Consider the following 20,072-nt stretch of genomic DNA (forward strand, 5'->3'; position numbering starts at 1 on the left):
CACGTTCCGACTCCGCGGGGGAAGGCAGGTGGTGAATACGGCATCCGGCCTGGGTAACGTTGTCACTGTGGCGCAGCAGGAAAGGGTCCCCCGACCCCCCGACCAACCGACTCACCGCACGACAACAGTCGAACAAGGCCGCTTCTGCACGGCCCGCTGCAGCTGCGGCTGGCGCGGCCCGGCCCGCAGAGCGAGAAGCCTGGCACGGGCGGACGCGGCAGGGCACACGGCGGGGTGACGCCTGCTCCTCCCCGCCGAGCGGGGTGACCGCGCCTCCTGGCCTCGCCGTCCGCCGTACCGAATACGTCCGTCTGGGAACCCCCGGCACCGGGGACCCGTCTCGTTCCACGGGAGCCGACAAAGGCCGACGGAGGGCACGACATGGAACGGCGTACGTTCATCGGGGGCGGCGCTACCGCGGTCGCCGCGGTAGCGACGGGCGCGTGCAAGGGCGGGGGATCCTCCGGAGCGGCCGCCACGGAGAAGAGCACCGGTACGTCCTTCCGCACCACCGGCGCCACCGCCGGCGCCGACTGGCCCGCCCTGGCCCGCGACCTCGACGGCATCCTGGTCCGCCCCGGCGACGCCAAGTGGGCAGCGGCCCGCCAGCTCTACAACACCCGCTTCGACGCGCTCAAGCCGGCCGCGGTCGCGTACGTCGCGCACCCCGACGACATCCGTACGGCCCTCTCCTACGCCCGCGCCCACTCCATCCGCGTGGCGATCCGCAACGGCGGCCACTCGTACGCGGGCTGGTCCTCCGGCAACGGCCGCCTCATCATCGACGTCTCGAAACTCAACCGGGTCCGGGCAAGCGGCAGCACCGCGGTCGTCGGCGCCGGCGCCAAGCTGATCGACGTCTACCGCGCCCTCGCCGCGAAGGGCATGACGATCCCCGCCGGTTCCTGCCCCACGGTCGGCGTCTCCGGTCTGGTGCTCGGCGGCGGCCACGGAGTCGTCTCCCGCGCCTACGGCCTGACCTGCGACAGCCTCGCCCAGGCCACCCTGATCACGGCGGACGGCAAGCAACTGACGGCGAACGCCGGTGAGAACAAGGACCTCTTCTGGGCCCTGCGAGGCGCGGGCAACGGCAACTTCGGCGTCGTGACGGAACTGCACTTCAAGACACATCCGGCGCCGCAGGCGGTGACGGCGTATCTGTCCTGGCCGTGGCCGAGGGCCGCGGCGGTCGTCAAGGCATGGCAGGAATGGGGCCCGGCCCAGCCGGACGAGATCTGGTCGTCCCTGCACCTGGCCGGCGCCCCCGGCGGCAGGGCCACCGTCTCCGTGGCCGCCTTCTCCCTCGGCACCTACGGCGAACTCCAGAACGCGGTCGACCGCCTCGCGGACAAGGTGGGCGCCCCCGCGAGCAGCGTCTCCCTGCGCCGCCGGGGCTACGAGGAGGCGATGGAGATCTACGCGGGCTGCTCGTCCTTCTCGACGGACGCGCAGTGCCACCTGCCCGGCACGACCCCGGGCCGCTCGCCCCAGGGCGCACTGGGCAGGGAGACCTACGCGGCACGGTCGGACTTCTTCGACAAGTCCCTTTCCCCAGCCGCGATCCAGACCCTCCTCAAGCAGCTCATGTCGATTCGCGGCGGCTCGGGCAGCATCGCGCTCACAGCCCTCGGCGGAGCCGTCAACCGCGTCTCCCCCACAGCGACGGCCTTCGTCCACCGCCGCTCCCGCATGCTGGCCCAGTACATCGCCTCCTGGCGCGCCGGCACGAGCGGCTCGACGGCCGAGTCCTGGCTGACCGGAGCCCACACCGCGATGAAGCCGTACGCGTCGGGAGCGGCGTACCAGAACTACACGGACCCGACCCTCAAGGACTGGCGCACGGCGTACTACGGGGACGCGGCGACTCGCCTGGCCAAGCTGAGGAAGCAGTACGACCCGAACCGCTTCTTCACCTACCCCCAGGCGCTGTAGGACAGGTGGAACACCGGAACGCCCTACGCGGCGAGATCCCGCTCCTCGGCCCCCGCGGCCTCACGCCGAGCCCCCGAGATCAACGCGTCCTGGCCGTCGTACGACCGACCCCGCGCCCGGACCAGCGACCCGGCCCGGGGCGACCGCTCGACGGCCTTGACCACGGGCGTCAGCAAGGCCATGGCCACGGGCGACAGCAGCAGGGCGACAGCGGTGCCGAGCGCGAACCCGCCCACCACGTCCGTCGGATAGTGCACACCCATGTAGATCCGGCAGAACCCCTCGAGCAACGCGAGCCCGAGCCCGAAGAGCCCGAACTTCCGGTTGGCGACGAAGAGCCCGACGGCCATGGCCATGGTGATGGTGGCGTGGTCGCTCACGAAGGAGTAGTCGGTCTTGCCGGAGACGAGGACGTCCAGCCCTTCATGGGTGAGGAAGGGCCGAGGCCGCTCCACGAACCCCCGTATCGGCACATTCACGAGCACCGCGACACCGGCGGCCAATGGCGCCCAGACAAGAGCCGCCACGGACGAGGCCGCGTCCTCACCGCCCCGCCGCCGCACGGACCACCAGCACCACACCACCAGCAGCACCATGGCGAGCAGCAGCCCGTACTCGCCGACGTATTCCATGCCGCGGTCGAACCAGGCCGGCGCGTCCTTGGCGAGGCCATTGATGTCGTACAGCAGATCGACGTCAGGGTTCGACCCGGATTCTGCGAGTCCAGCCATGGCGCACGGCCCCTTCGTCGTCCTCTCGGCGCACCCTTACGCGCGCCGCTGTTGCCCACCCCCGTGGTGTGTAGATCCGCTTACGTCGACCTGTGACGTCCACCCGTCCGCTCGGCTACGTCACCAGGAACGCACGGCTTTCGTTGATACGTTCCACACTCCACCGAATGATCACGCAGACGTTATCGAAGAGAGACCCGTTCCCGCAGTTCAGCGGGTGGGTTCACGCTCGGTTCACACCGTCGTGGGGAGCGCTTTCGCGCCATCTTCGGTGACCCGGGTGGCCCCGAAGTAGTCCGGGGTGTCGATCCGGTCGAACCGGATCACAGCACCCGTTCTCGGCGCGTCGATCATGTACCCCCCACCCACATAAATCCCGACATGCCGGATCGCCCGGGAGTTCGTCAGGTCGTCCGAGAAGAACACCAGATCCCCGGGCAGCAGCTCGGCCCTGGCCGGATGCGGCCCCGCGTTGTACTGGTCATTGGCGACGCGCGGCAGCGTGATCCCCACGCTCTCGTACGCCGCCTTGGTCAGCCCGGAACAGTCGAACCGCCCGTTGTCGGCGGCGGTACCGTCGCCGCCCCACAGATAGGGCGTACCCAGCTTCTTCTGCGCGTAGTAGATGGCCCCGGCGGCCTGCTTCGACGGATCGACCCGACTGACGGGGGCGGCGAAGCTCTCCTCCAGGGTCGTGATCGTCTTCACGTAGTTCTGGGTCTCCTTGTACGGCGGCACGCCCCCGTACTTGATGACCGCGTAGGACCCCGCGTTGTAGGAGGCCAGCATGTTTTCGGTCAGGTTCCCGGGGACGTCCTTCACGTACGAGGCGAGCGTGCAGTCGTACTGCGCGGCCGACGGAATCGCGTCGTTCGGATCCCATACGTCCCGGTCGCCGTCCCCGTCGCCGTCGACTCCGTGCGTGGCCCAGGTCCCGGGGATGAACTGCGCTATCCCCTGCGCCGCCGCGGGGCTCTTGGCGTTCGGGTTGAATCCGCTCTCCTGGTAGAGCTGGGCGGCGAGCAGCGCCGGATTGATGGCGGGGCACAGGTTGCCCCACTTCTGCACGAGGTTCTGGTAGGCGGCGGGCACAGCCCCCTTCGCCAGCGCTTTGGTGGCTCCGGTCGCCCCGTTGACGAGGTTCCCGGCGACGACGTACACCCCGACGACGAGCAGCATCACGAAGCTGAGCCCCGCCGCGACGGCGGCACCCGCCACGATCCATGCCTTACGCACCGTCAACCGCCCCTCGACCGCCGGTAGTCCGCCCGGGTCAGTCTAGGAGCTTCCCACCCGGGACCCGGCGCAACCGGTGCTCTCGCAGTCAGGCGGTCCCGGCGGTCCCCCTTTCCGCGGCCCGATACAACGAGGCGGCCTCGGCCCCGAGAACAACGCTGTACGAGATGTCAGCGGTGGCCCCGCCCTGCTCGTGCCCGCCCAGCACCCCGACGACCTCCCCGTCCCCGTTGACCCACGGACTGCCGCTGGTGCCACCGCTGAAGCCGGGACATGCGATGCGCTGCTGCGTACGGCTGTGCGCGGTGGGCCTGTTGGTGCAACTGACGGGGGCATCACGGGAGTCGGGATACCCGGTGACGGTCACCGCGGTCGCCCCGGTGGCCGTCCCGGCGACGAACCGATTCCCCCCGCCGACGACGTCCTCGACTCCCTTGCCGCCGCCCCGGTCGGCGACGACCGCGAAGGCGACGTCACTGTCCTCGTCCTGCCCCTTGGCCCAGCCGTCGGGCAGAAACCGCCGCTTGACCCGCCAGACCCCGTACGGCGCGTGGCCGTCCCGGTACCCGGGCACGAACTCGAGGTCTCCCGCACCCCCGTCGAGACAGTGCGCGGCGGTGACGACGAGATCCCGGCGCGGACTGTCCACGACGGACGCGGTGCAGAAGTGCTGCTTCCCGTCGAACAGCACTCCCACCCGTGCAGTCTCCGCGGTAGGCGCGGCGACCTCGGTCACGCCGAGGGGCCCTGAGCCGTCATCAGCGACAGCCTCGGAGGCCGAGGTGACGGCGAGCAGCACGACGCCGAGCAGGCAGCGCCGACGGAGGCCATGGTGACGTGTGGTGCGGCGCTTCATCGGGCCGATTGTCGACCAGCAACGTAAGAACGGCACGGGAAGCGGACAGGAGAACGGCTGGCAAGCCGCTTGGCCTTCCTTGAACTCACACCACTAGCATGATCGTTCACTTGTGCGATGGTCGGTGTTGTCTGCGACGGGGGTGGCCGGGGTGAGTGCCGAGGGGTTGCGGGCGCGGTTGACGGGTCTGGCGGCGGCCGGGCAGGGCGATCTGCGGGCAGTGGTGGGGGAGTTCCGACGCGGTGAGGTGCTGGTGCCGGTCGTGGACGACTCACTGCTGTCGGTGGAGGCGGGCGGTATTCGCTGGCTGTTCGCATTCACAGATGACGCGGCGCTGGCGCGTTTCGCCGAGGCGCGCGGTGAGGCGGTGCCCGAGCGAATACCGGTACACGGGGCGCGGCTGCTGGACCAGGTGATCCCGCAGGTGGGCGGGCCGGTCGGGATCGCGTTGGACGCGGGCAGCGCGGCGGGCGTGGTGCTGCCGCCGGTGACGGGGATCGTGCCGGACGCGGTGGCGGTGGACGCGGGAGGGCCGATCGCGTGAGCGGCGACGGTTACCAGGTCGATCCGGCGGCGCTGGAGCAGATCACCCGGGGCATCAACCGGGCGATGGACGAGCTGAAGGAGTTCGGCTTCGACATCGAGGCGAACCTGGGGCGCGGCTTCGACGACCTGGAGCTGGCGGGCCTGGAGGTGGGGGATGCGGGCCTGCAACAGACGTTCGCCGACTTCTGTGAGCGATGGGGCTGGGGTGTGCGTTCGCTGATGCAGGACGCCAATGAGTTCGCGGGCCGGCTGAACCTGTCGGCGGGTCTGTACCACGAGCAGGAGCAGTACGTGTCGGACACGCTGAAGACGGTGTGGACGGCGGGGGCGGGCAATCCGTACCTGTCCCCGGAGGAGGCCTCGCAGCGTTCCTGGTCGGACACGTTCAAGGACAACGCGGTGTCCCAGGCCATGGACGCGGACTACAGCGCGGAGTCCTTCACCTCGGGCCAGGAGGAAGTCGAGGCCGCCTGGTCGCAGGCGGCGCAGGACGTGGAGACGTCGACGGTGACGCCGGACGCGCTGTTCGATCCGCGCACGGACTGGCAGTGGAGCGGCCCGCCGCAGGCCTCGGAGTCGGGGGAGGGTGAGGGCTGATGGGCTTCGGGGATCTGGTCGACGGGCTCGGGGATGGCTTGGAGAGCGCTGCGGACGGCCTGAACAAGGGCGTCGGCGAGGCCGTCAACTGGGGCACGGACAAGACGGCGGACGTCCTGTCGTCGGTAGGCGCGGACGGCATGGCCGAGGAGGTCCGCGACTTCGGCGAGGGCGTGAACAACCGCCTGGGCGGCACGGTCGCCGAGCGGCAGCTGGGCGAGAGCGAGGACCCCAGGGAACTCATCCACGGCAGCGCGGGCGCGCTGGAGGAACGGGCACGGCACCTGCGGAAGTTCGCCGGGGCGTTCGAGAGCGTCGGCCAGGGCATGCGCTCGCTGGACGCCGGCAGCTGGCAGGGCAAGGCGGCGGACGCCTTCCGGGCGAAGTTCGACGTGCAGCCCAAGCAGTGGCTGACGGCGGCGGATGCCTGCGAGTCGGCGGCGCAGGCGCTGGAGGCGTACGCGGACACGGTGCGCTGGGCCCAGCAGCAGGCGCAGACGGCGATCGACACCTACCGCAGCGCGCAGGAGACCAGCCGGAAGGCGGCGGACGCGCACAACGCCAAGGTGACGGCGTACAACCAGGCCGCCGAGCGGTACAACGCGACAGCGCTGGCGGGCCAGGACCCGGGCCCGAAGCCGACCGAACCGGGCAGCTTCACCGACCCAGGGACGGCGGGCCGCCAGGAGGCCGAGGACATCCTGGCCGAGGCCCGCCGCCAGCGCACCGATGCCGCCCACGACGCCCAGCGCCGCGTGGCCACGGCCCTGGAATCGGCCCCGCCGAAGCCGGAGTTCACCGACCGCTTCGGCGCGAACGCCTCGGACCTCTTCGTAGGCACCCAGCTCAACAGCGTGCATGTGGCAGGCGGCCTGCTCAGGGGCGGCGCGGACATGCTGAAGCTGGCCCGCACGGTCAACCCACTGGACCCCTACAACCTCACCCACCCCGGCGACTGGCAGAAGAACTCCAGCATGCTGCTGGCCGGCCTGGTCGGCACCGCCGCCCACCCCGAACGCATGCCCAAGTCCCTCCTGGGCACCGGCTGGAGCAGCGACCCGGGGGATGCGGCAGGCTATCTGGCCTCGAACCTGATCGGCGGCAAGGGCGCCGGAGGCGCGGGGCGGGCCGCCCTGCGGGACTCGCTGCGCGGGGCCGCGAAGGACGCGGCGAAGGGAGCGGCGCGAGAAGGAGCGCGCCGGTCGCCGATGGACGTCGCACGCAAACTGTGGTGCAAGGTCTTCGGCAGCGATCCGATCGACATGGCCACCGGCCGCATGTCCCTGCCTCAGACGGATGTGTCCCTCCCGGCCAGGCTGCCGTTGGTGTTCAGCCGCCAGTTCGAGTCGTCGTACGAGGCGGGCCGCTGGTTCGGCCCAAGGTGGACCTCGACGGCCGACCAGCGCCTGGAGATCGACGCCGAGGGCGTCATCTTTGTCTGTGAGGACGGCTCGCTGGCGGCGTACCCGCACCCCTCGCCCGGAGTCCCGACCCTCCCCCTGGCAGGCAGCCGCTACCTGCTGGCGGTCGACGCGAGGGGCGACTACACCGTCACCGACCCGGAATCCGGCCGAATCTGGGACTTCGCGGGCCCGGGAGGCGACGGCGACGGCATCGCCCTGCTCTCCCAGATCATCGACCGCTCCGGCCAGTGGCTCACCTTCGAGTACGACACCGAGGGGTCCCCCACCGGGATCGTCCACTCGGCCGGCTACCACGTGAAGATCACCACCGAGCGCGAGCGCATCACTGCCCTGCACCTGGCCGACACCGACCGCGACATCGAGCTGGTCCGCTTCGGCTACGACGAGCTGGGCCACCTGGCGACGGTGACGAACTCCTCCGGCCTCCCCACCACGTTCACCAACGACGACCTGGGCCGCATCACCGCGTGGACGGACACGAACAACTCGTCGTACCACTACGTCTACGACGACGAGCACCGCTGCACGTCGCAGGGTGGCGAGGCCGGCCACCTGCGCTACACCTACATCTACGGCGAGCCCCACCCGACGACCGGCCACCGGCTCATCACGGCAACCAACTCCCTGGGCCACACAACTCGTTACGAGGTCAACGCCGACCTGCAGGTGGTGGCGGAGACGACCCCGGACGGCGCGACGACCCGCACCACCCACGACCGCTGTAATCGCCCGACCACCATCACCGACCCACTGGGCCGCACGGTGAGCTACGCCTACGATGAGGCGGGTCGTCCGATCATGGTCGTCCGCCCCGACGGCCACTACAGCAGCGTCGGCCACAACGACCAGGGCCTGCCCGTCTCCATATCCGGCGTCGACGGCACCCACGTCACCCAGCAGTTCGACGAGTTCGGCAACCGCACGGCAGCAACCGACGCGTCCGGGGCCACAACCCGCTTCACGTACGACGCCCTCGGCCACATATCGGCGGTAACGGACGCGACAGGCGCGACAACCACCATCCGCTGCAACACCGCGGGCCTCCCCCTGGAGGTCACGGACCCCCTCGGCGCGGTGACGCGCTACGAACGGGACGCTTTCGGCCGCCCGGTAGCGATCACGGACCCCCTCGGCGCGGTCACACACCTGGAGTGGACGGTCGAGGGCAAACCGTCCCGCCGCACCGCCCCGGACGGCACCACGGAATCCTGGACGTACGACGGCGAGGGCAACTGCACCAGCCACACCGACCCCATGGGCGCCGTCTCCCGCTACGAATACACGCACTTCGACCTGCTGACGGCCCGCACCGGCCCGGACGGAGTCCGCCACACCTTCACCCACGACACCGAACTACGCCTCACCCAGGTCACCAACCCCCAGGGCCTGACCTGGACTTACGACTACGACCCGACAGGCCGCCTGATCGCGGAGACGGACTTCGACAACCGCACGCTGGCCTACGACCACGACGCGGCAGGCCAACTGACCACCCGCCGCACCCCCTCCGGACAGACCATCCGCTTCGAACGGGACGTCCTGGGCCGCGTGACGAGGAAGGACGCGGCGGGAGCGGTCACCACATACACGTACGACGTGACGGGCGCCCTGTCCCAGGCGACGAACCTAGATGCGACAGTGACCCTGCACCGGGACGAGGCAGGCCGCCTGCTGTCCGAAACGGTCAACGACCGCACCCTCACCTACACCTACGACACCCTCGGCCGCCGCACCACCCGCACCACGCCAACCGGCGCGACCAGCACATGGGCCTACGACGCAGCGGGCAACGCCACCGAACTGACCACCTGCGGCCGCACCCTCACCTTCACCCACGACGCGGCAGGCCGCGAACTGACCCGCCACATCAACGAAACCCTCACCCTCACCAACGCCTACGACCCCCTGGGCCGTCTGACCAAGCAGGAACTCACCAGCCCCACAACCCAACGCCTCCAGCACCGCGCCTACACCTACCGAGCCGACGGCAACCTCACCGCCCTCGACGACCACCTCAACGGCACCCGCCACTTCGACCTGGACCCAGCGGGCCGAGTGACGGCAGTGCACGCGGCGAACTGGACGGAGACCTACACCTACGACGAGGCAGGCAACCAGACCGCGGCAAGCTGGCCGTCCAACCACCCAGGCCAGGAGGCGGTAGGCGACCGCACGTACACCGGCACCCGCATCACCCGCGCCGGCAACGTCCGCTACGAGCACGACGAAGCCGGGCGCATCACCCTCCGCCAGAAAACCCGCCTGTCCAGCAAAGCGGACACCTGGCGCTACGAATGGGATGCGGAGGACCGCCTGACGTCGGTGACAACGCCGGACGGCACGCGCTGGCGGTACACGTACGACCCCCTGGGCCGCCGCACGGCGAAGCTCCGCCTAGCCACCAACGGCGAAACAGTCGTCGAACGCGTCGACTTCACCTGGGACGGCACCACCCTCTGCGAACAGACCACCACGTCCCCAGGCATGCCGAATCCAGTCACCCTGACCTGGCACCACCAAGGCCTGCACCCGCTAGCCCAGACCGAACGCATCACCGCAGCCGAAGCCCCACAAGACGAGATCGACTCCCGCTTCTACGCCATTGTCACCGACCTCGTCGGCACCCCCACCGAGCTCATCGACGAACACGGCGACATAGCCTGGCGCACCCGCACCACCCTCTGGGGCACAACGGCATGGACGGCAAACAGCACCACATACACCCCCCTGCGCTTCCCGGGCCAGTACCACGACCCCGAAACCGGCCTCCACTACAACTACTTCCGCCACTACGACCCCGAAACCGCCCGCTACCTCACCCCCGACCCTCTCGGCCTGGAACCGGCGGACAACCCCGCTACTTACGTCCATAACCCTCACGCTTGGACCGACCCACTCGGGCTCACACCGTGCAAGTGGACACAAACGGATTACAATGGCCAGCGCATCTACCAGCGGGACGACTTGATAAATCCGAACCATGTCTCACCTGTGGATAAATATGGGCGGAGTAACCTTAAGCGAATGCAGCAAGGGCTCGCACCAATGGGCCCCGACGGCAAGCCCCTCAACTTGCACCACATGCTGCAGACGCAAGACGGCCCAATAGCCGAAGTAACACATTCCATGCACTTCGACAACTACCGGCAGCTTCACTGGAAGGTAGGGACCGATATTCCCAGTGGAATCGACCGAGATGCATTCAACGCCTGGAAAACTCAGTACTGGAAGGATCGAGCGAGGGGGTTCATGAACCAATGAATAACATGGAAGCAGTGGAGCAACTCATCGAACTGGTGCGCAGCAATGATGACATCGCACACTTCGCTGATGGGTGTGACGCGGCGATGCTTGCTGCCGCCGAAGAAGAGTTGGGACTCGCATTCCCGCCTTCCTACCGTAGGTTTGTGGAAGAGTTCGGGACTTGCGACATTGCAGGTGAGGAGTTCCTTGGCGTTTACCAGACCCCCGCGATGGGACAGAGGCTGCTGGGATCGGTGACCGAAACACTGGACGCCCGCAGCCAGTACAATCTCCCCGAAAACTGCATCGTCCTCATGTTTGACGGGATGGGGGGACTGATCGTGCTTGATGCATCCCGGAAGGGTGATTCGGGAGAATATCCGGTCTTCGCATGGGATCCCGGGAAAATCGGCAGCAGCGACCTGGAGCCACTGGGGGACAACTTTGGAATCTTTGCACTCGACCTATGCCAGAAGGCTGTAAGTCGTTGGCGGGAATCTTCCAACTGACTTTCAGTTGGAAGATCGGACACTGCGTGGATCCGCTCGGACCCCTGCTGTCATAGTGGCGCGTGTGGCTGTTGGGGCGCCGTTCAGCGGCCCGACCAGAAAACGCCATCAAAACACGACAGCTGCAACTATTGATCGGTAGGGCATAATCGCCAGGAAGTTCTGGGCAGAGCGGGAGTAACGGAAGAAGATGCCCTTCGCCCCATTGGCGCAACACCAGGGTCAGGGACGGTACGTTCTGCACCACATCAACCCCATCCAACATGGAGGAGGCGTATACGACCTCGACAATCTGGTAGTGGTCACACCGCAGTATCACAAAGAAATACTCGACGGCGGGTACCATTTTGGCGGTGGTTGGGCTTTTCCCGGAAGGAGCGATGGGCAATGGCAAGGAAGTCGCGTGAAAAATTGATTCACATGGTCCAACAACTCATCGATGCAGACCTTTCCGAGGAGGAGGACCGACTCGTCGAGGACTTGAAGTCCAGCGTCTTGCATCCACGCATCACTGACCTGATCTACTACAACACTCCGAAACTGACGGCCGAAGAAGTGGTGGACAGGGCTCTCGCCTACCGCCCCATCGAACTGTGAGTTCCCTTGCTCCTTGATCCGAATCCGGGAAAGCTCCAGATCTACGCCATGGAAGAGGTGAACCCTACGTCGGCCACGTGCGTCGTGCGATGCGTAGGGGGAATCGTACGCCCTGGACAGCGATTCGATATCAACTTGACGAACAAGAATTCAGGGACGGATTTCCACGTACTGCTGGACTGGATCAATCGCTATGGACGTCTAGTGGAATTCATCGACCCGCCGCACAACGCAAAGGTTCACCTGACCGGGAATGGGGCGTCCCTACTAAAGGGGGGCTTGACAATTACCTCCGTTGAATGATAGAAAATCACGTATTTTCCCGCCGGCCTCTCTGATGAGACGGCTGGTGGTCTTGTCGTGGTAGCCGAGAGCGTCCGCGACGACGGGGCCGGGCAGTTCGAGGAGCTGCTGGCGGATTGCGGCGCCGCGGGCAGCGGCGGCCGGAACTCCGACTTCGTTCAGAAGCGCGGACAGGTGGTCGGGGCGGGCTGGCTGTCCTGCCCGGCGGCCGAGGAAGAGCCAGTCCGACAGAGCTGGGAGGACTTCTCCGCCGGCTTCGTCCCCGGCGGTGCCTCCAGTTCGACGATGAGCAGGTCGAAGCTGGTACGAGGACATGGCCACCGTTCACCGGACCCTGGCGTCCGCCCCCGGCAGCCGTTGGCTCAACAGCTCATTCCGGTAGGCCCGCACGAGATACAGCCCCGCCCGTTCTCAGCGGCCCCACCGCCTCCTGGACCGCGTTCGTCACGGGCGCCCGGCGCCATACACCGGAACCCATCGGTCGCGATCTCAATGTCCAGGGGTGCGGGCAGCGTCACGGACTCGCCGAACTTCCCCGGCAGTACGTCCTTGTAGGCGCCGTTGTCCGGGCGGGTGTGCAGGGTCCAGGTGCCGTTGCGGGGGTCGATGACGAACAGGACGGGGACACCAGCGACGGCGTACCAGTCGGCCTTGTCCCGGATCTCACGGGACTTCTCGGACTGGGAGATGACCTCGACGGCGAGTGCGGCGTCCTCCGGGGCGGCCAGCCAGTCGTCGTCCTCCATCCACTCCGTAGGCAGGACGATCAGATCCGGGGTGACGTAGTCGTCGGGGTCCTCCGGCAGGGCGATCGAGGAGAGCTCGAACACGTCCAGCCCGTCGGGCATCACCGCCGTCTCGAGCTGCCGCCGTAGACGCTGGGTCACACCCACGTGCTTGCCGGTGGGCGTAGTGGACAACACGAGCTTTCCCCCCAGGATCTGCACCTGCAGGCCTGTCGTGGCCCCGATCGTCTCGGCGACCGCACGGAGATTTCCTGGGCGAGGCCGGGTCCCCCCTCCCACCTCCGCGGACCACCTCACCGACACTCCGCCCACAGCAGCTTCCCGCCCTTCGACGCCCCCAGCTCCCGCAGTACGGAGACACCGACCGCGTCAGCACAGGCCCGTACGAGGTGCAGGCCGCGGCCGTCTTCGGCGTCGAGTGGGGGTACGTCGGCTCCGTCGGTGCCGAATCCGGGAGGGACCCTCGGGTCCGTGTCCCATACGGCGACTCGCAGGCGGCCGGGTTCCATCGCGCGGAGCCGGAGGGCGTAGGGGCCGGCGGTGTGACGGTGGGCGTTGGTGAGGAGTTCGGAGGCCAACAGCTCTGCGGTGGGGGTGAGTTCGGCGAGGCCGTGGGCGGCGAGGACGGTACGGAGGGTTGCGCGGGCGATCCCCGGTGCGTGTGGATCGTGCGGGAGGTGGAGGGTGTAGGCCCAGGGCGGAGTTACGGTGGCCATGGAAGTCTCCGATCACTGAGGGGAGTTGGGCGCGTGCGGATGGTGGTTGCCCAGTGACGATGCCGTCCCGTCGGACGGTGTACTCCTGAGCGAGGGGCCCAGTTGTAAGGTAGCGGGATCCATATAAGTTCTTAGACAGATCTCGAGAAAGTACTGATTGGCCACTCGTGTGAGTGACAAGGAGGGCGGACACCCGTGCGAAGCAACCCAACGGGTCGCCAACTCCGCCTGGGCGCTGAGCTGCGCAAACTCCGAGAGCGTGCGGGCCTGACGTCCACCCAGGCGAGTCGGCTGCTCGGCGTGCAGCAGAACCAGATCAGCAATGTGGAAGCCGGACGTGCGGGAGTGAGCCCCGAGCGAGTGCGCACGCTTGCCTGCCACTACGACTGCGGGGACAAGCCCCTTGTCGAGGCGCTCAGCGAGATGGCAACCGAGCGGACGCGCGGCTGGTGGGAGGAGTACCGCGAGATCCTGCCCGCCGCCCTGCTGGACCTCGCCGAAGTCGAGCACCATGCAACGCGGCTGCGCGCCGCCGTGACCGTGCACATCCCCGGGCTGTTCCAGACCACGGACTACGCTCGCGAGATCTTCCGCCAGGACGTGCCGGAGATGTCGCCCCCCGACATCGAGCACCGGATCTCGTTCCGCATCAAGCGGCAAGCCGTGCTCTACCGGGACTCTCCGACACCGCACCAGGCGATCCTCCACGAGGCGGCTCTGCGCATGAAGTTCGGCGGCCCCTCTGTGACCCGGGCGCAGCTTCAGTACCTGCTGGACATGAGCGAGCGCACCCACATCACCATCCGCGTCATCCCGTTCGACGCCGCCACGCTCCCCGGTTCGGGCCAGTCCTTCTACTACTCCAAAGGACCGGTGCCTCAGCTCGACACAGTGCACCTCGATCAGTCCCACGGCCCGGTCTTCCTCGACTCTGAGGCCCAACTCGACAAGTACCGCGTACTCCTCGACCGCATGGAAGCCGGCGCGCTCCCAGCCGTAGAGTCACGCGACTTCATCCACAAGATCGCCCAGGACCTGTGAGGAACCCGCGATGACCCAACTCACCTGGCAGAAGTCGTCCTACTGCGCCCAGGGCGACTCATGCGTGCACGTCGCCGCCACCACCGAAACGATCCATCTCACCGAAAGCAGCGACCCGACCGAGGCGATACTCACCGCCACCCCGGCCGCCCTCGACGCCCTCCTCGCCGTACTCAAGAAGGACCCGCACCTTGTCTGACATCCCCCCCGACCTCACCTGGACCCGCGCCGCCCCGCCGGAGGCAACCGGCCCCGGCCCCTGGATCGAGGTCGCCTTCGGCGAGGGTGACGACGGGGACGCCCCCATCTACCTCCGCGAGACCAGCGACCCGGACAACGTGGTCACCACCAACCGCCGCAAGTGGGACGCCTTCGTACTCGGCGTACAGGCGGGCGAGTTCGACCACTTCGTGGAGGGGGTCGAGGACCCGCCGGACGCATAGGAGGCCCACTCCGGCGTGCGGATTGTCATGGACGGGACCGTGCGCCGGGCGTATCGTGCCTCCGCGCGCGTTCTTCCGCGGGCGTTGTCGTTTTCTCGCCCGTGGGGGGCCGCCGTCATGTCCGGGACCAGTGATCTCCGTCCGCGTCCGTTGCTGCCCAGCGGGGTGCCACGCTCGTCCCGTGGACTCCTGGTCGCGGCGTCGGCGCTCCTCGCTGTGGTCGCCCTCAGTGATCTGTTCGCTGTGTTCGTCGGAGCCCGGATCCACACCCTTATCGACGGTGACCAGGGCTTCGCCACCGCTCCTCAGGAAAAACTGGACGCCGCGTACTCGCTGTATCAGACGACCGGGAATGTTCAGGTCACCCTGTATCTGCCATGCGCGATCGTCTTCGTCGCCTGGTTCTTCCGGATGCGCCGCAACACCGGCCTGCTGGCACCGGACCGGTTCAGCAAAGGCCCCGGCTGGGCCATCGCGGGCTGGCTCATCCCGCTGGTGCACTTCTGGATGCCGTACCGCGTCGCCGTCGACATGTGGGGGGCCGCCACACCGCTGCCGTCCGACGGCGAGCCGTACCGGGCGTCGATCTGGCCGGTGAACGTGTGGTGGGCCCTGTTCGTTTCCAGCACGCTGTTCGAGCGGTACGCCGGGTCGCGCTATGACAATGCCGAGGGCCTCGCGGAAGTCCGGGCCGCTGTGACGCAGTACATGGCGGCCGACCTCCTGGAGATCGCCGCCGCGGTGGCCGCGGTGTACTTCGCCATCCGGCTGACGGCCATGCAACGGCTGAAGGCGACCGAGGGCCCGTACGGGACGGCGGTGCACAAGCCGGTGGCGTCGACATAGTCGCTCACCCGCGCCCCACGGCAGGGCGGCCCCATGTCCTGGTCCGCCACTCCTCCCGCAAATTGGAGGATTTGGGCCAAGACCGGAAAGCAAAAGCCCAGGTGGGTGCGGTCGGGCCTGGCCCAAATCCTCCAATTGCCAACCCGCGCGGCCTCCGACGCCCGGCGTCCCCTCACGCCGACCGCGTCGCCTCCACCGGAGTCAGGGAGTAGACCACCCCCGTCAGTTCCTCCGACACCGTCCACAGCCGCCGTGCCGTCGCCGTGTCGCTCGCCGCCGCCGTACGCCCCACCAGCGTCGGTCCGCCCCGCATCTCCCCCAACCCGTCCGGGCCCACGTAGCTCGCGCCGGGCAGGTCCTGCGTGGCCGCGTACAGGGTCGGCAGGGCGCCCGCCCTGTCGTCCTGGGCGAGGAACCTGTTGCCGAGGCGCATGAAGGCGCGGGCGACCGGGTTCGAGGCGTGACTCTGGAGGTTGGTGGCCGCGTAGCCGGGGTGGGCGGCCAGCGCGCGGACCGGGGAGCCTGAGTTGGTCAGACGGCGTTGGAGTTCGAGCGTGAACAGCAGGTTGGCCAGCTTGGACTGGGCGTACGCGCCCTGCGGGGTGTAGTTCGCGTCCAGGTTCAGGTCGTCGAAGCGGATCGTCGCGTCGCCCCAGCGGTGGGCGCCCGAGGAGACGGTGACGACGCGGTCGGTGACGTGGGGCAGGAGCAGGTTCGTCAGGGCGAAGTGGCCGAGGTGGTTGGTGCCGAACTGCATCTCGAAGCCGTCCCGCGTGCGCTGCTGCGGGAGCATCATCACACCGGCGTTGTTGACCAACAGGCTCAACGGGCCTTCCCACGCGTCCGCGAACTCCCGCACCGAGGCCAGGTCCGCCAGGTCGAGGCGGCGTACCTCGGTGCTGCCGTGCACCGTCGCGGCCGCCGCTCGCCCTCGTTCCACGTCCCGTACGGCGAACACCACATGCGCGCCGGCGCGGGCCAGAGCGTCCGCGGCGGTAAGGCCGATGCCGCTGTTGGCGCCGGTGACGACGGCCGTGCGGCCGGTGAGGTCGGGAAGGAGGGTCGCGTTCCAGTTCGTGCGGTTCTTCTCGTTCTTCTCAGCTGCCATGACCCCAATGTAGACGCTGCCAACAATGATGGCAATGCCTACAAAGCTGACAGCGGCAACATCGGGATACGATGACCCCCATGCCCGAGAGCCGCCCCTACCACCACGGAGACCTCCGGTCCGCCCTGCTCGCCGGCGCGGAGCGCACCCTGCGGGAGAAGGGCGTCGGCTCCCTCTCCCTGCGCGAACTCGCCCGCGAGACCGGCGTCAGCCACGCCGCCCCCGGCCGCCACTTCAAGGACAAGCAGGCTCTGCTCAACGCACTCGCCCTGGCCGGCTACGAGCGGCTCGCCCAGACCCTGACCACCGCTGACGACCCCGCACTCCCGCTCCAGCCCCGCCTCACCGCCCTCGCCCGCGCCTACGTCGGCTTCGCCACCGACAACGCCGAGCTGCTGGAGCTGATGTACGCCCGCAAACACGAACCCGAGGCCGCCGAGCAGATGGCTGTCGCCATTGACCGAACCGTGGGTTCCCTGGAACGGATGGTCGCGGACGCACAGAAGCGCGGCGAGATCGTCGAGGGCGATCCGGAACGCGTCACCCTCATCGTGGGCGCCACCCTCCAGGGCGTCGCCTCGTTCACCGCGAGCGGCATGCTCGACCCGGACTCGGCCCACGCCCTCCTCGACGACCTGATCCACCACCTGATCCACGGCCTCAAGCCCCGCTGAGCCGGCCCGATCCCCCCACAGGTTTCACTGAGCCCCACCTCACCGGAACCTGTGCCTTCGCTGTGCGCCGGGTCAAGCCGCGGCCATCCCCCTGCCATCGCCCGGCCATTGATCAGCAATCCCCCAACCCCCTTGAGTAAGGCGGAAGTCAGGATTCCGCAGCCCACCTTGTTGTCACGTACTCAACAAGCGACAGTCGTCGGCGGGCCGCCGCCCGCTGCCGGGGACCACGCACCGGTGGCATCACCACCCGCACTGCCCCTGTCAACCAGTCTCAGGAGGCTGTACGTTGCGTACCCAATCCCCCACCACCCCCTCCAGCCGCGCCAGATGGACCCGCATCGGGTCCGCCGTCGCGGCCACCACCGCGCTCGTGTTCGCCGGACTCGGCACCGCGGCCGCCCAAGCGAGCGCCACCACCGAAGCGACGGCCACCACCGCCTCGAAGGTGACCTGGGCCGCCACCCCCTGTGCCACGCCCAAGAAGAAGGGCGAACTGGCCTGCAACTCCCTCCGCGTCACCGGCGGCCTCACCGCCTTCCAGAAGCAGGAGGCGAAGGAGGACGGCGTCACCCCGAAGGCCGCCGACGCCTCCACCCCCTCCGGTTACGGCCCGTCAGACCTCCAGTCCGCCTACGGCCTGACCAGCGCCGCCGCCTCCAACGGTTCCGGCAGGACCATCGCGATCGTCGACGCGTACGACGACCCGAACGCCGAGGCCGACCTCGCGAAGTACCGCTCGTACTACGGCCTCTCCACCTGCACCACCGCCAACGGCTGCTTCAAGAAGGTCAGCCAGACCGGCTCCACGACCTCCCTCCCCGCCGCCGACAGCGGCTGGGCCGAGGAGATCTCCCTCGACCTGGACATGGCCAGCGCGACCTGCCCGAACTGCAGCATCACGCTCGTCGAGGCCACCTCCGCCACCATGGCCAACCTCGGCACGGCCGTGAACGAGGCCGTCAAGCTGGGCGCCAAGTTCGTCTCCAACAGCTACGGCGGCTCCGAGTCTTCGTCCGACACGTCGTACGACTCCTCGTACTTCAACCACCCCGGCGTCGCCATCACCGTCAGCGCCGGCGACTCCGCCTACGGCGCCGAATACCCGGCCGCCTCCAAGTACGTCACCTCCGTCGGCGGCACCAAGCTCTCCACCTCCTCCACCAGCCGCGGCTGGACCGAGAGCGTGTGGAAGACCAGCGCCACCGAGGGCACCGGCTCCGGCTGCTCCAAGTACGACGCCAAGCCGAGCTGGCAGACCGACACCGGCTGCACCAAGCGCATGATCTCGGACGTTTCGGCCGTCGCCGACCCCGCGACCGGCGTCTCCGTCTACGACTCCTACGGCGTCACCGCCGGCTGGTACACCTTCGGCGGCACCAGCGCCTCCTCGCCCATCATCGCGAGCGTCTACGCCCTGGCCGGTACGCCGTCCAGCAGCTCCTACCCGGCCCAGTTCCCGTACAAGGCGGCCGGCACCTCGGCGCTCAACGACGTGACCTCCGGCAACAACGGCAACTGCTCCACGAGCTACTTCTGCACCGCCACGTCCGGCTACGACGGCCCGACCGGCTGGGGCACCCCGGAAGGAACGGGCGCCTTCACCGGCTGATCCAGCTGATCGAGGCGGTCCAGCTGATCGACAGTCAGGCGAACGGGCCGCGGCATCCAGCCGCGGCCCGTTCGCCATGAGAACATTCTTCCCGACCACTCACCCGACTGGCCGTCACCCACTGCGTCCGGTCGTGGAAAGGGGTCAACGACGGAACCACACGACAGGTTCCGCTCAGGCCTCATTGCCCGGCGTGACCTGCCGTGATACACAGAGTGACGATACGACTCCTCGTATACCGTCCGCACCCGACCGAGGGATCTTCGCGGGCCGGTGACAAGGTATTCGTACGAAAACCGCCCATCAATGACGCCAAGTCGACATACGACAGCGACATTGTCGGCGACAATGATGCCTGACCTCTGCACCCATGCAGGGGACGCGGAACTACCCACCAGGGGCGGTGACTTACATGCTCTTTGCGGCCGATAAGGGAGACATCAACACCATCATCGGCGGGATCGCTCCGGACTGGGGGCCCTTCGGCAGCCTGGGCAACGAGGCGAAGGTGATGATCGAGGTCGTGATGGCGGTGGCCATCCTGCTGTGCCTCGGCATCGCCATCTGGGGCGCGGCCAAACAGCGCATCGGCGCCACCGCCCTCCGGGACACCTTCAGTGCCGAACAGGGCAAGGGCCTCATCATCGCCGGCCTCACGGGAGTCTTCATCATCGGCTCCCTCGGCACGCTCTTCACCATCGTGTACGGCATGGCCGTGTAGGCATCGCGTCCGGTCGACGCACCTCCGGTCCGGCCGGGCGCGCCCGGTTCCTCCCCTACCCCACCCGTCCGTCGTGCCCACCGGCTGAGGTTGCGTTTCCCTGATGTCGAGTCACCACACCGCGCCCGCGCGGGAACCAGCACGGCTACCGTCGTACACCTACGCGTTTCCGCACGACGTCGAGGGGGCGT

Annotated in this window: 20 protein-coding genes; 14 read left to right on the plus strand and 6 right to left on the minus strand. The window is 68.2% G+C overall.

The genetic code is table 11. From position 1 onward, the window contains the following. Positions 1-381: 381 nt before the first annotated feature. On the plus strand, positions 382-1,932 hold the full coding sequence (locus tag ACFYO2_RS38860) for an FAD-binding oxidoreductase (RefSeq protein ID WP_388359199.1): 1,551 nt from the start codon (positions 382-384) through the stop codon (positions 1,930-1,932). A 23-nt stretch (positions 1,933-1,955) separates the two neighbouring features. Here ACFYO2_RS38860 and ACFYO2_RS38865 read toward each other — a convergent pair whose 3' ends face one another. The 3 genes from ACFYO2_RS38865 to ACFYO2_RS38875 all read right to left on the minus strand — a co-directional run bounded on the left by ACFYO2_RS38865 (position 1,956) and on the right by ACFYO2_RS38875 (position 4,755). Beyond that, complete coding sequence (locus ACFYO2_RS38865) at positions 1,956-2,663, minus strand: phosphatase PAP2 family protein (RefSeq protein WP_388359201.1); 708 nt, start codon at positions 2,661-2,663, stop codon at positions 1,956-1,958. A 234-nt stretch (positions 2,664-2,897) separates the two neighbouring features. Next, on the minus strand, positions 2,898-3,905 hold the full coding sequence (locus ACFYO2_RS38870; protein ID WP_388359204.1) for an NlpC/P60 family protein: 1,008 nt from the start codon (positions 3,903-3,905) through the stop codon (positions 2,898-2,900). Between the two features lie 82 nt (positions 3,906-3,987). Continuing rightward, positions 3,988-4,755 (minus strand): trypsin-like serine peptidase, encoded by a 768-nt coding sequence (locus tag ACFYO2_RS38875; protein WP_388359206.1) that lies wholly within the window; start codon positions 4,753-4,755, stop codon positions 3,988-3,990. Positions 4,756-4,906: 151 nt separating this feature from the next. Between ACFYO2_RS38875 and ACFYO2_RS38880 the strand changes: the two genes are divergently transcribed. The 6 genes from ACFYO2_RS38880 to ACFYO2_RS38905 all read left to right on the plus strand — a co-directional run bounded on the left by ACFYO2_RS38880 (position 4,907) and on the right by ACFYO2_RS38905 (position 11,671). Continuing rightward, positions 4,907-5,299 (plus strand): SseB family protein, encoded by a 393-nt coding sequence (locus tag ACFYO2_RS38880; RefSeq protein ID WP_388359208.1) that lies wholly within the window; start codon positions 4,907-4,909, stop codon positions 5,297-5,299. Then, a complete protein-coding gene (locus ACFYO2_RS38885; protein WP_388359210.1) occupies positions 5,296-5,898 on the plus strand; it encodes a hypothetical protein in 603 nt (200 codons plus the stop codon). Before ACFYO2_RS38880 ends, ACFYO2_RS38885 begins: the two co-directional genes overlap by 4 nt. Continuing rightward, positions 5,898-10,583 carry a putative T7SS-secreted protein gene (locus ACFYO2_RS38890; protein WP_388359211.1) on the plus strand — a complete coding sequence of 1,562 codons (4,686 nt, stop codon included), beginning with the start codon at positions 5,898-5,900 and terminating at the stop codon, positions 10,581-10,583. The genes ACFYO2_RS38885 and ACFYO2_RS38890 overlap by 1 nt, the downstream gene beginning before the upstream one ends. A gap of 14 nt (positions 10,584-10,597) precedes the next feature. After that, positions 10,598-11,074 carry an SMI1/KNR4 family protein gene (locus tag ACFYO2_RS38895; RefSeq protein ID WP_388359213.1) on the plus strand — a complete coding sequence of 159 codons (477 nt, stop codon included), beginning with the start codon at positions 10,598-10,600 and terminating at the stop codon, positions 11,072-11,074. Positions 11,075-11,264: 190 nt separating this feature from the next. Next, on the plus strand, positions 11,265-11,489 hold the full coding sequence (locus ACFYO2_RS38900) for an HNH endonuclease signature motif containing protein (protein WP_388359214.1): 225 nt from the start codon (positions 11,265-11,267) through the stop codon (positions 11,487-11,489). Continuing rightward, on the plus strand, positions 11,462-11,671 hold the full coding sequence (locus ACFYO2_RS38905; RefSeq protein WP_388359216.1) for a hypothetical protein: 210 nt from the start codon (positions 11,462-11,464) through the stop codon (positions 11,669-11,671). Before ACFYO2_RS38900 ends, ACFYO2_RS38905 begins: the two co-directional genes overlap by 28 nt. Positions 11,672-12,336: 665 nt before the next feature. Here ACFYO2_RS38905 and ACFYO2_RS38910 read toward each other — a convergent pair. Next, the gene (locus ACFYO2_RS38910; protein ID WP_388359217.1) at positions 12,337-13,032 is read right to left on the minus strand and encodes a Uma2 family endonuclease; all 696 of its coding nucleotides are present in this window, start codon (positions 13,030-13,032) and stop codon (positions 12,337-12,339) included. Further along, on the minus strand, positions 13,014-13,436 hold the full coding sequence (locus ACFYO2_RS38915) for an ATP-binding protein (protein WP_388359219.1): 423 nt from the start codon (positions 13,434-13,436) through the stop codon (positions 13,014-13,016). The genes ACFYO2_RS38910 and ACFYO2_RS38915 overlap by 19 nt, the downstream gene beginning before the upstream one ends. Positions 13,437-13,631: 195 nt before the next feature. On the opposite strand from ACFYO2_RS38915, the gene ACFYO2_RS38920 reads away from it, so the two are divergent. The 4 genes from ACFYO2_RS38920 to ACFYO2_RS38935 all read left to right on the plus strand — a co-directional run bounded on the left by ACFYO2_RS38920 (position 13,632) and on the right by ACFYO2_RS38935 (position 15,766). Then, the gene (locus ACFYO2_RS38920; protein WP_388359222.1) at positions 13,632-14,477 is read left to right on the plus strand and encodes a helix-turn-helix domain-containing protein; all 846 of its coding nucleotides are present in this window, start codon (positions 13,632-13,634) and stop codon (positions 14,475-14,477) included. Between the two features lie 10 nt (positions 14,478-14,487). Continuing rightward, positions 14,488-14,676 (plus strand): DUF397 domain-containing protein, encoded by a 189-nt coding sequence (locus tag ACFYO2_RS38925; RefSeq protein WP_388359225.1) that lies wholly within the window; start codon positions 14,488-14,490, stop codon positions 14,674-14,676. Continuing rightward, positions 14,669-14,920, plus strand: coding sequence for a DUF397 domain-containing protein (locus tag ACFYO2_RS38930; RefSeq protein WP_388359228.1), 252 nt, complete (start codon positions 14,669-14,671; stop codon positions 14,918-14,920). Before ACFYO2_RS38925 ends, ACFYO2_RS38930 begins: the two co-directional genes overlap by 8 nt. Positions 14,921-15,037: 117 nt before the next feature. Further along, positions 15,038-15,766: a DUF4328 domain-containing protein gene (locus tag ACFYO2_RS38935; RefSeq protein WP_388359230.1), complete on the plus strand. Its 729-nt coding sequence runs from the start codon at positions 15,038-15,040 to the stop codon at positions 15,764-15,766. Positions 15,767-15,938: 172 nt separating this feature from the next. Here the strand turns inward: ACFYO2_RS38935 and ACFYO2_RS38940 are convergent, their stop codons facing one another. Further along, positions 15,939-16,874 carry an oxidoreductase gene (locus ACFYO2_RS38940; RefSeq protein WP_388359233.1) on the minus strand — a complete coding sequence of 312 codons (936 nt, stop codon included), beginning with the start codon at positions 16,872-16,874 and terminating at the stop codon, positions 15,939-15,941. Positions 16,875-16,945: 71 nt separating this feature from the next. On the opposite strand from ACFYO2_RS38940, the gene ACFYO2_RS38945 reads away from it, so the two are divergent. The 3 genes from ACFYO2_RS38945 (at position 16,946) to ACFYO2_RS38955 (ending at position 19,881) form a co-directional block, all read left to right on the plus strand. Further along, entirely contained in the window at positions 16,946-17,548 is a 603-nt protein-coding gene (locus ACFYO2_RS38945; protein WP_388359236.1) for a TetR/AcrR family transcriptional regulator, read from the plus strand. 289 nt (positions 17,549-17,837) lie between these two features. Beyond that, positions 17,838-19,160, plus strand: a complete 1,323-nt coding sequence (locus tag ACFYO2_RS38950) for a peptidase S8 (RefSeq protein ID WP_388359239.1) — start codon at positions 17,838-17,840, stop codon at positions 19,158-19,160. A gap of 412 nt (positions 19,161-19,572) precedes the next feature. Next, complete coding sequence (locus ACFYO2_RS38955) at positions 19,573-19,881, plus strand: hypothetical protein (protein WP_003991275.1); 309 nt, start codon at positions 19,573-19,575, stop codon at positions 19,879-19,881. Positions 19,882-20,072: the final 191 nt, after the last annotated feature.

Source organism: Streptomyces sp. NPDC006602 (genome assembly GCF_042870385.1).
GTDB lineage: Bacteria > Actinomycetota > Actinomycetes > Streptomycetales > Streptomycetaceae > Streptomyces.

Excerpts from the sequence above, each read along its gene's own strand:
- ACFYO2_RS38860 (WP_388359199.1), top strand. The coding sequence starts at position 382 with ATGGAACGGCGTACGTTCATCGGGGGCGGCGCTACCGCGGTCGCCGCG.
- ACFYO2_RS38865 (WP_388359201.1), bottom strand. The coding sequence starts at position 2,663 with ATGGCTGGACTCGCAGAATCCGGGTCGAACCCTGACGTCGATCTGCTG.
- ACFYO2_RS38875 (WP_388359206.1), bottom strand. The coding sequence starts at position 4,755 with ATGAAGCGCCGCACCACACGTCACCATGGCCTCCGTCGGCGCTGCCTG.
- ACFYO2_RS38890 (WP_388359211.1), top strand. The coding sequence starts at position 5,898 with ATGGGCTTCGGGGATCTGGTCGACGGGCTCGGGGATGGCTTGGAGAGC.
- ACFYO2_RS38900 (WP_388359214.1), top strand. The coding sequence starts at position 11,265 with ATGCCCTTCGCCCCATTGGCGCAACACCAGGGTCAGGGACGGTACGTT.
- ACFYO2_RS38905 (WP_388359216.1), top strand. The coding sequence starts at position 11,462 with ATGGCAAGGAAGTCGCGTGAAAAATTGATTCACATGGTCCAACAACTC.
- ACFYO2_RS38915 (WP_388359219.1), bottom strand. The coding sequence starts at position 13,436 with ATGGCCACCGTAACTCCGCCCTGGGCCTACACCCTCCACCTCCCGCAC.
- ACFYO2_RS38925 (WP_388359225.1), top strand. The coding sequence starts at position 14,488 with ATGACCCAACTCACCTGGCAGAAGTCGTCCTACTGCGCCCAGGGCGAC.
- ACFYO2_RS38935 (WP_388359230.1), top strand. The coding sequence starts at position 15,038 with ATGTCCGGGACCAGTGATCTCCGTCCGCGTCCGTTGCTGCCCAGCGGG.
- ACFYO2_RS38940 (WP_388359233.1), bottom strand. The coding sequence starts at position 16,874 with ATGGCAGCTGAGAAGAACGAGAAGAACCGCACGAACTGGAACGCGACC.
- ACFYO2_RS38945 (WP_388359236.1), top strand. The coding sequence starts at position 16,946 with ATGACCCCCATGCCCGAGAGCCGCCCCTACCACCACGGAGACCTCCGG.
- ACFYO2_RS38955 (WP_003991275.1), top strand. The coding sequence starts at position 19,573 with ATGCTCTTTGCGGCCGATAAGGGAGACATCAACACCATCATCGGCGGG.